This is a genomic window from Mesorhizobium sp. B2-4-14, assembly GCF_006442155.1.
Taxonomy (GTDB): domain Bacteria; phylum Pseudomonadota; class Alphaproteobacteria; order Rhizobiales; family Rhizobiaceae; genus Mesorhizobium.
Genome location: NZ_VFVA01000014.1, coordinates 123,709 through 131,090 on the forward strand (window position 1 = coordinate 123,709; position 7,382 = coordinate 131,090).

A 7,382-nucleotide genomic window follows, 5' to 3' on the forward strand; every position below is an offset into this window, starting at 1 on the left:
GCCCTCCAACCTCATTCAGGCGGCGTGCAAATGGCCATTCGCGGTGGCGATGCCGATATCCTCGAGGGCTTCGGCGATAGCCTGATCGAGCGGCGTATGGGGTATCTCACCGATGATGCCTTCCAGCCGCGTCGAGGCCAGCCGATGCGGTTCGAAACGCAGATAGGACATCGAGACGATCTCGCGCCACATTGCCACGAACGGGCTGCCGGCGCGCAGCACCCACCACGCCATCGCGCTCATCTTCAGCGGCCGGCCGAGTGCTTTCTCGGCGGCGGCCTTGATTTCCAGATCGGTGACCGCGTGGCCGGGAAAGTTCAGCGCCTCGTAGGAGCCGAGCTTGTCGAGATTGCGCGCCAGCGCCACGAAGCCCACGGCGAAGTCTGGCAAATAGGCCCATTCATGCATGAGGTCGGCCGGGCCGGGCGCGGTGTAGATGCCCTTGGTCATCTTGGCGGCGACGACCAGGTCGAACCATGAGCCGCTGCCGGTGCCGCCGAAGAAGTCGCCGGCCCGCAGAAGAATGGTGCGCACCCGGCCTGCCTCGGCTTCATGGCGGAACAGCTCTTCCATGGCACAGCGGATGCGGCCCTTTTCAGTCGTCGGATGGAAGGGCGTGTCTTCCGACAGCACGGCCGGCATCGGCGAACCGTAATTGTAGATGGTACCGGGAAAGAGATGCAGCGCGTTGTTCGCATAACAGGCCGCCATGACGTTCCGCGCCATCGGCAAGCATTTGCTCCAGTCGGTGTAGATCGGGCTGAGGCCGTTGAAGACGATATCGACGCCCTCGGTGGCGCGGATCAGCGATTGACGGTCCAGCGCATCGCCGACGACCGCTGTGGCGCCTTTGAGCTCGGCCGGCACCTTGCCGGTGCGGGTGACGGCGCGGACGTCGAAGCCGGCATCGATGAAGGCTTTGGCAACCACGCGGCCGAGCCGGCCGTTGGCGCCGAGAATTGCGATCTTGGTCATGTCAGTACTCCTGGTTGGTGTTGCAGTCCGTATCGCTGTTTGCATGGCGAATATGAGTGCCTCATTGATGAATTGAAATTGGCCATGAACGTAGGCTTGATATTCATTCTTGAATGGATGATATCGACTAGAACCCGATCGAGAGCTTCGTCATGGTGGCGGAAACCGGCAGCCTGTCGGCCGCAGCGCGAAAGTTATCCGCCAGTCAGCCGACGCTTGGCGGCAGATCGGGAGTTGGAGGAGGCGCTCGGCGTCACGCTGTCCCGGCGCGGGCGAAGAGGCTATGCGCTCACGGAAGCCGGGGCCACGATGTTCGAAAGCGGCAAGGCGGTCCGCGAGCAGGCGAGTGGGAAGCGGTGCGGACGGGAAACGGTATCGGCCTCGGCCAGCAACGGCTGGCCGAGCGGGATCCGCTGGTGGAGAAGGTCTGCCCGGCCTGCCGCTGCCGAACCTGCCAATGTGGCTCGCCATGCATCGCGATGTGCGCGGCAGATGCGCATCCGCCGCGTGGCGGATTTTCCCCATGAGGAACTGAAGCGCTATTCGGCGGGTGCGGGCGCGAATTCGGCCCGGTGAGCCAGTCCGGCCATCAGCAACACGACCATCAGCAAGCCCGCCATGGCGATGAAGATCGGGCCGAAGCTGAAATGCTCGGCGACGAAGCCGATCGCCGACGGCGCCACCAGAATGCCGGAATAACCCATGGTGGTGACGACGCTCATGCCGGTGCCCGACGACATGCCTTCCTGGTTACCGCCGGCCGAAAAGATGATCGGCACCATGTTGGCGATGCCGAAGCCGCAAAGCGCAAAGGCAGCGATGGCGAGCCAGGGCGAGGGCGACAGGCCGGCGACCAGCATGCCGCTGGCTGCGAAAATGGCCGAGCCGCGCAGCGTCGCCACGGCGCCGAAACGGTTGCGCACGCCATCGCCGAAGAAACGCATGATTGCCATGACGCCGGAGAAGGCGGCGTAGGCGAGACCGGCAACGGCAAGGTCGGCGCCGAGTTCCTGCCGCAGATACAGCGCCGCCCAGTCGAGCACGGCACCTTCGGAAATCATCGTCAGCAGCGCCATCAGGCCGATCAGGTAGACCAGCGAATTCGCCGGCAAGGTGAATTTGTGATGCTCGGCAGCCTGCGGCTTATGTTCGGCCACGACATGAGGCACCGCCGCCGCGATTGCCGCGAAGGCAAGCGCCGTCACCACCGCGGCGTGGGCGAGATGGCCATAATTCTGGATGGCGAAGCCGCCAAGCGCTCCGCCGGCGAAGCCGCCGAGACTCCAGAAGCCGTGCGAGGACGACATGATCGCCCGGGACAATTTTCGTTCGACGACCACCGCGTTGGCGTTCATGGCGACATCCATGCCGCCGATCGAGCCGCCGAAGATGAACATGGCGATGGCAGCCAGCGGCACGTTGGGCGCCAGCGCCACGACCAGCAGGCCGAGGCTGCCGCAGAGGCCGAACCAGCGCAGCACGGTGCGCGAGCCGTGTTTGGAGATCAGGTGGCCGCACCAGGTCATCGCGGTGACAGCGCCGGCGCCGAACAAAAGGATCAGCAGGCCGAGCGTGAACTTCGAAATGTCCAGCCGGGTCAGGAACACCGGGATCTGCGGCGCCCAACTGCCGGTCAGGAAGCCATTGGCGAGGAAAACAGCGGCCACGGCCCATCGCCCGCGAATGGCAGTCTGCATGGCGTTCGACGCGTTCATAAGGCGAATCCAGTCAGAAAATGGCTTTGCGCGGCAAATTAGATCGATTCAATTTTCAGTCAAGCACCGCGCAAAAGGAAGTGTTTGGACCAAAGGGAGCGACCAAGGGGTCGGTTTCGTTCGAGGCAGGCTGCGGCGTTGGAGGTTGGCAGAAACGCCTCTCCGGGCGAAGCAAGGAGCGAAGCGACGCGGCGCAGACCCGAGGATCCATGCCGTGACCGAGGAGCGCCGCTAGATGCAGATAGATGCAGAATGTTCCTTGGGTTGCGCCGTTACGATCATATTCTGGACCGCCGTGCTCGGCAGCCGTCACGGAATGGATTCTATGGATTCTAGGGTCTCCGCGACGTCGCTTCGCAACTGCTTCGCCCTAGAATGACGAAGCCGCGGAAGCGTTCGCTAGTGGTCCTTGGGACGCCTGGCCTCGAACTCGGCCTTCTTGGCATCCGAAGCTTCGGTTTGATTGAGCGCCTGCCAGTCGGCATAGGGCATGCCGTAGACGATCTCGCGCGACTGGTCCTTGCTGAGATCGACGCCCTCGGCATTCGCCGCCTCGCGATACCAGTTCGACAGGCAATTGCGGCAGAAGCCGGCAAGGTTCATCAGGTCGATGTTCTGCACATCGCTGCGTTCCCTGAGGTGCTCGACCAGCCGGCGGAAGGCCGCGGCCTCGAAGTCGCGCTTCTGCTCGTCATTGAGTTCGGTCATCGTAAGCTCCTTACGGCTTAAACCGGCCCGGTGCGCGAGCCGAATTGCCTGACCACATGTATATCGGCACGGCGGTCGATGGCGTCAACGATCGGGGCCAGGCGCTCGGCCCAGGCGAGGATACCCTTCTGGTCCGATATCAGATCCTGGCGGATCTCGATGAGCGCGTGGGCATAGCCGTTGACGATGGCATGCTTGAACATGGTGTCGCCGCGCAGCGCGCCGTCATAGGGTTCATTGTCGCCGACGACGAGGGTCTTATCCTCACCGAGCATATCGATCAGCGGCCGCGCAACCCGGTCGTCCCGGTCCCACAGGATACCGACGTGCCAAGGACGTTGGATCCCTTGCATGACCGGCGTGAAGGAATGCACCGAAAAGATGAACGGCGCCTGCCCGGAAGCCTGCGCGACCGAAGCGATCATGGCGGCAACGGCGTCGTGATAAGGCCGGTAAAAGCGGTCGAGCCGTCTTTCGCGTTCCTCCGGCGCCATGGGATAGTTTCCCGGCACGATCGTGCCGTCATAGAGCTGGCGAATGAGGGTCGGATCGTCCTCGCCGCGGTTGGGGTCGATCAAAAGCCGCGAGAAATTGGCGATCACCGCAGGCACGTCGAGCAAGGCGGCGAGTTCGCGCGTCACCGCCTCGACGCCGATGTCATAGGCGATATGGCGGTCGAACTCGGCAGCCGGCAGTCCGAGGCTGCCATAGTCGTCGGGCAGGTCGCGGCGGGCATGATCGGCCAGGAGCACGATGCCTCGCTTGCGGTCGCCCTCGACAAGGTCGAACGGCGCGAAAACTGTGGATCGGGTCATTGGCAGGAAATGGTCTGTTCGCTGGCTTCCGGGGAGGGTGCTATCGTCATTCCACGAAGACGACGCGTGCGCAATGCCGTTGTTTGGCCAAGGTTTCCGCCGAAATCTGGCAAGGGGCGACGGAAAGCGCGCCGGGAGCCTTCCTAAATCGATTGGAATTGGTCAAAACGGCGCGTTGACATGCGCTCGGACTTTTCCGAAAAGGGGCGCAGAGAGATGCAGATGTGGTTCTTGAGGGGTTTTCGGATGGGTTCCGCCGGCAGGCAGCGCATGCGCCCTGCCTTTGCCATGCCGCTCCTGATCCTGACCGTCGGCATGTCGGCAATGGTCATGGCTTCGCCGGCACGCGCCGATTTCCGCGTCTGCAACGCCACGCAGAACCTGGTCGGCGTCGGCATTGGCTATCGTGCCAAGGCCGGCTGGATCACCGAGGGCTGGTGGCACATTGAAGGATCGAGTTGCAAGACGTTGATCGAAGGGCCGCTGTCATCAAGGTTTTACTATCTTTATGCAGAAGACGCCGAGCGTGGTGGACGCTGGGACGGCCCGATCAACATGTGTGTGGCTGAAAAAGAGTTCAAGATCGCCGGCGTAAACGACTGCGTCGCCCGGGGCTTCCAGCGCGCCGGATTCCAGGAATATGACACGGGCGAGCAGGCAAGCTGGATGGTCCAGCTGACCGATGAGCCCGCAACGGGAGGCGCCCCAGCCACCCCGGGAATCAATAGTCAATGAGACGTAGCCGCAAGGTCAAGATCCTAGCCACAATCGGCCCCGCCTCCTCCTCCGAGGAGATGCTGAAGAAATTGTTCGAAGCGGGCGCCGATGTGTTCCGCATCAACATGAGCCACACCGATCACGAGCTGATGCGGACGCTGGTGGGCCGTATCCGCGCCGTCGAGGAAAAGGTTGGCCGGCCGATCGGCATCCTGGCCGACCTGCAGGGCCCCAAGCTGCGTGTCGGCAAGTTCGCCAATGGCAAGGAAGTGCTGACATCCGGCCAGACCTTCACGCTCGACGACAATCCCGAGCCCGGTACGTCGAACAGGGTCTATCTGCCGCACCCCGAAATCCTGAGTTCGGTCGAGGCTGGCGATCGCCTTTTGATCGACGATGGCAAGCTCGAGCTGAAGGCGGTGAAGAGCAACGGCAAGTCGATCACCTGCACTGTCGTCGCCGGCACCACGATTTCCGACAAGAAGGGCGTCAGCCTGCCCGATACCGACCTGCCAGTCGGCGCGTTGACCGAGAAGGACCGCAAGGATCTCGACGCCGTGCTTGCTACGGGCGTCGACTGGGTCGCGCTGTCCTTCGTGCAGCGGCCGGAGGATCTGGCGGAAGCGCGCAAGATCGCGCGCGGCCGGGCTCTGATCATGGCCAAGATCGAAAAGCCGCAGGCGGTTGCCAGGCTGGCCGAGATCATCGACCTGTCCGACGCGCTGATGGTCGCCCGTGGCGACCTTGGCGTCGAGATGCCGCTGGAAGCCGTGCCCGGCATCCAGAAGCAGATCACGCGCGCCGCGCGGCGCGCCGGCAAACCGGTGGTCATCGCCACGCAGATGCTGGAATCGATGATCACCGCGCCGGTGCCGACCCGCGCCGAAGTGTCCGACGTTTCGATCGCCGTCTTCGAGGGTGCCGACGCCATCATGCTGTCGGCCGAATCGGCGGCGGGCGCCTATCCCGTGGAAGCGGTGGCGATGATGAACCGCATCGCCACCAAGGTCGAAACCGACCCGACCTATGCCGGCATCATCAACGCCCAGCGCTCTGAGCCGGAAGCGACCGGGGCGGACGCGATTTCGCTGGCCGCCCGCGAAATCGCCGAAACGCTGAAACTGTCGGCGATCATCACCTATACCGCGTCCGGCACCACCGGGCTGCGGGCGGCGCGCGAACGGCCGCAGGTGCCGATCGTGGCGCTGTCGCCGATCCTCAACACGGCCAGACGGCTGTCGCTGCTGTGGGGCACGCACTGCGTCGTCTCGCCCGACGCCACCGATCTCGACGACATGGTCAACCGCGCCTGCCGCATTGCGCTGGAAGAGGAATTCGGCAAGCCGGGCGATCGCGTCATCATCACCGCCGGCGTGCCGCTCAGGACGCCGGGATCGACCAATATGCTGCGCATCGCCTATGTCGGATCGGAAGCAGCCGGCCGGTAAGCCCAGCCTTTCCTGACGGAAGCATATCTCGCGCCCTGTGCGTAGCTCACTGTGGCAGCGATACAACAGAGGCTTGGACAATGGTCCTGGCCTCTGTCTGGACACGGGCTTGCCGTGATCGCCTCTACAAGACGCGGTCGAGTGGCGCTAACAGTCGCCCTACCCGCCAGCATCTCCCATTTTGAAAGTGTACTTCAATGTCATCTCTCGTTTCGCGCGGTCGCTGCTGACCGGGCTGTCGCTTGTCGGGGTTTCGGCGATCTCGGCCTATGCCCAGATGCCCAGACAGCCGATCAGCGCGGCCAGTTCCTTCAATCCCGCGCCGCTTGAGCCGACAGCGGAAAAGGCGCCGATCGAACAGGCCGCGCCTGAAATCATGGTCCCAGCGTCACCGGACTATGCGAGCATGTACAGCGCGGTCGGGGATGGCGGCCATGCGTTGCCGGCTATACCCTTCACCAAGGTCGACGAACGGTTTCTGCGACAGATGGTCGACGATCCGACGGGCGAGAAACCTGGAACGATCGTGGTCAATACGACCGACAAGTTCCTCTGCTTGGTGCTCAAGGGTGGCAAGGCCATGCGCTATGGCGTCGGCCTGGGTCGCCAGGGCTATTCCTGGAAGGGACGTGCGATCGTCCAGTGGAAACGCAAATGGCCGACCTGGACGCCGCCTTCGGCTATGATCCGCCGGGATCGGAAGCTGGAAAAATGGCGCCAGGGCATGGAGCCCGGCGTCAGCAACCCGCTCGGATCTCGCGCTCTCTACATCTTCAAGGATGGCGTCGACACGCTTTACCGCATTCACGGGTCGCCGGATTGGAAGTCCATCGGCAAATCCGCTTCGTCCGGCTGCGTACGCATGTTCAATCAGGACGTCATGGATCTCTACGAGCGCGTTCCCGGCAAAACGCCGCTGCTGGTCATCTAGAGCGTCGGGCGAATAGGGTGAATCGTTGGGATTCCCTTTTCGACTGAAGTCTGATTCCTATGGATGCGGAGGT

Annotated in this window: 6 protein-coding genes and 2 pseudogenes; 4 read left to right on the forward strand and 4 right to left on the reverse strand. The window is 63.2% G+C overall.

Translation table 11 applies throughout. The features are described 5' to 3' along the window. Positions 1 to 15: 15 nt before the first annotated feature. Positions 16 to 975 carry an SDR family oxidoreductase gene (locus tag FJ938_RS14995; protein ID WP_140694967.1) on the reverse strand — a complete coding sequence of 320 codons (960 nt, stop codon included), beginning with the start codon at positions 973 to 975 and terminating at the stop codon, positions 16 to 18. A 152-nt stretch (positions 976 to 1,127) separates the two neighbouring features. Between FJ938_RS14995 and FJ938_RS15000 the strand changes: the two are divergent. Beyond that, positions 1,128 to 1,551 (forward strand): annotated as a pseudogene (locus FJ938_RS15000) (LysR family transcriptional regulator). Here the strand turns inward: FJ938_RS15000 and FJ938_RS15005 are convergent. The 3 genes from FJ938_RS15005 to FJ938_RS15015 all read right to left on the reverse strand — a co-directional run bounded on the left by FJ938_RS15005 (position 1,515) and on the right by FJ938_RS15015 (position 4,213). After that, the gene (locus FJ938_RS15005) at positions 1,515 to 2,690 is read right to left on the reverse strand and encodes an MFS transporter (RefSeq protein ID WP_140694970.1); all 1,176 of its coding nucleotides are present in this window, start codon (positions 2,688 to 2,690) and stop codon (positions 1,515 to 1,517) included. The pseudogene FJ938_RS15000 and the gene FJ938_RS15005 sit on opposite strands and share 37 nt — an antisense overlap. Before the next feature lie 399 nt (positions 2,691 to 3,089). Further along, entirely contained in the window at positions 3,090 to 3,398 is a 309-nt protein-coding gene (locus tag FJ938_RS15010) for a DUF1244 domain-containing protein (protein ID WP_140694973.1), read from the reverse strand. 17 nt (positions 3,399 to 3,415) lie between these two features. Beyond that, a complete protein-coding gene (locus FJ938_RS15015) occupies positions 3,416 to 4,213 on the reverse strand; it encodes an N-formylglutamate amidohydrolase (protein ID WP_140694976.1) in 798 nt (265 codons plus the stop codon). 270 nt (positions 4,214 to 4,483) lie between these two features. Here FJ938_RS15015 and FJ938_RS15020 point away from each other — a divergent pair, with 270 nt between their 5' ends. The 3 genes and pseudogenes from FJ938_RS15020 to FJ938_RS15030 all read left to right on the forward strand — a co-directional run. Continuing rightward, the gene (locus FJ938_RS15020; RefSeq protein ID WP_181165551.1) at positions 4,484 to 4,948 is read left to right on the forward strand and encodes a DUF1036 domain-containing protein; all 465 of its coding nucleotides are present in this window, start codon (positions 4,484 to 4,486) and stop codon (positions 4,946 to 4,948) included. Further along, on the forward strand, positions 4,945 to 6,378 hold the full coding sequence (gene pyk, locus FJ938_RS15025) for a pyruvate kinase (RefSeq protein ID WP_140608201.1): 1,434 nt from the start codon (positions 4,945 to 4,947) through the stop codon (positions 6,376 to 6,378). Before FJ938_RS15020 ends, pyk begins: the two co-directional genes overlap by 4 nt. 406 nt (positions 6,379 to 6,784) lie before the next feature. Next, positions 6,785 to 7,309: pseudogene (locus FJ938_RS15030) on the forward strand (L,D-transpeptidase); the annotation flags it as partial. Positions 7,310 to 7,382 lie beyond the last annotated feature (73 nt).